This is a genomic window from Nocardia sp. NPDC051900 (assembly GCF_044452545.1).
Lineage (GTDB): Bacteria > Actinomycetota > Actinomycetes > Mycobacteriales > Mycobacteriaceae > Nocardia > Nocardia sichangensis.
On sequence record NZ_JBITBU010000072.1, the window covers coordinates 1 to 1,859 of the forward strand.

A 1,859-nucleotide genomic window follows, 5' to 3' on the forward strand; every position below is an offset into this window, starting at 1 on the left:
TCGTACCGGTGGTACAGCAGGCCGCGAGGCGCTTCGCTCACGCCGTGCCCGGTGCCGGCTCGAGGAGCGACCGGAACCGCGGCGCGGGAGGGGCGTTCGTAACCGTCGATGATCGTGAGTGCCGCGTCGATCGCGTGGACGACTTCGACCGCTCGAACCAGGATGCTGCGGAAGGGGTTACGGCAGTGCGCGCCGAGTCCGATTTCGGCCGCGACCTGCTGGGCGATCGGTGACAGCTGGTGGTGATTCAGAGTGTATCGGGCCAACGGCCCGGTGAGGTAGCGTGCGCCGTCGAGCGTCGCGTGCAAGGCGGTGGAGTGCGGAACCTGATGTTCTCGTACGTGATTCGGGAAATCGATAGCCGGGAAGCGAAGCCCGGTACTGGTGTGCACGTCACCGTGGTCGATGGCGTATCGGTCCGGATCGTTCGCCGCCAGCAGATCGTATTCGAGTTCCAGCTCAGGGAATTCGAACCGCGCAGCCCGGAGTGCGGTGTTCGTCGCGTGGTCTCGCGCACGGCGCAGTTGTTCGATCACGGCGGCGAACTCGGCGCGTTCGGGGACCGAGTAGAAGCCGCCGAGCCGGACGTTGACGGGATGGATGGCCCGGCCGCCGAGGAGTTCGAGCAGCGCGTTGCCCGCTCGTTTCGTCGCCAATCCCTCCTCGACGAGTTCGCGCTGATCGGCGGCGAGCGTGATCGCGTCCGGGTAGCCGAGGAAGTCGGGCATGTGCAGCAGATGAATATGTAGAGAGTGGCTGGAGATCCATTCGCCGCAATACAAAAGCCTGCGCAGATCGGCCAGTGGTCGGTCCAACTCCACCCCACAGAGTTGCTCGAGTGCGTTGCAGGCGCTGGTCTGGTAGGCCACTGGACAGATCCCGCAGATGCGGGAGGTGATATCGGGCGGCTCGGTGTAGGCGCGTCCACGCAAAAAAGCTTCGAAGAACCGCGGTGGCTCGTAGATATTCAACTCGGTGCTTTCCACCTGCCCGTCGGTGATGACAACACGCAGCGCGCCCTCGCCCTCGACACGAGCCAGGGTGCCGACTTTCAGCTGCCTATGCCGACTCATCGCCGTTCCTGTTCGCGAACTCCGGCGCGGCTGCGGCATAGGTGGCGAAAACGCGATCGATGTCGTCGGTGTCCATGCCATTGACTCGCAGGATGGGAAGCAGCGCGTGAATGTTGGGATTCGCCATAGGACCGAAACAACCGAAGCAGCCACGGTGATACGCCGGGCACAGGGCGCCGCATCCCGCTTGCGTGACCGGACCCAGGCAGGGAATCCCCTCGGCGATCATGACACAGGTGGTGCCGCGACGTTTGCACTCGGTGCATACGCTCGTGTTCGGGATGTCGGGCGCGCGGCCCGCCAGGAACGCGCACAGGGTGTCGAGCAGTTGCCGCCGGTCGATCGGGCAGCCACGCAACTCGAAGTCGACCGGTACGTGCGCGGAAATGGGAGTGGAGGTGCTCAAGGTGGCGATGTATTCCGGACTGGCATACACCACCGAGGTGAACTCGGTGACGTCGGCGAAATTGCGCAGCGCCTGGATTCCGCCGTGTGTGGCGCACGCCCCGATCGCCACCAGAATCCGGGATCGCTCGCGAATCTCGATGATCCGGCGTCGCTCTTCTTCCGTGGTGATCGAACCCTCGACCAGTGAGACATCGTATGGGCCGGGCTCCATGGCACTGGACGCTTCCGCGAAGTGCGTGATGCGCACCCGGCCGGCGAGAGCGAGCAGTTCGTCCTCGCAGTCGAGCAAGGTGAGCTGACAACCATCGCAGGAAGTGAACTTCCACACCGCGAGTGTCGGTGTCTTCGTCATAGTTCACGCACCGCCAGCAATGGTTC

General features: G+C 64.2%; 2 protein-coding genes. Both read right to left on the minus strand.

Translation table 11 applies throughout. The features are described from left to right. On the minus strand, positions 1-1,073 hold a 1,073-nt coding region (locus tag ACIA5H_RS37745), incomplete at its 3' end, for a Ni/Fe hydrogenase subunit alpha (RefSeq protein WP_397081153.1). Further along, positions 1,060-1,833 carry an oxidoreductase gene (locus tag ACIA5H_RS37750; RefSeq protein WP_397081155.1) on the minus strand — a complete coding sequence of 258 codons (774 nt, stop codon included), beginning with the start codon at positions 1,831-1,833 and terminating at the stop codon, positions 1,060-1,062. The genes ACIA5H_RS37745 and ACIA5H_RS37750, both read right to left, overlap by 14 nt. Positions 1,834-1,859 lie beyond the last annotated feature (26 nt).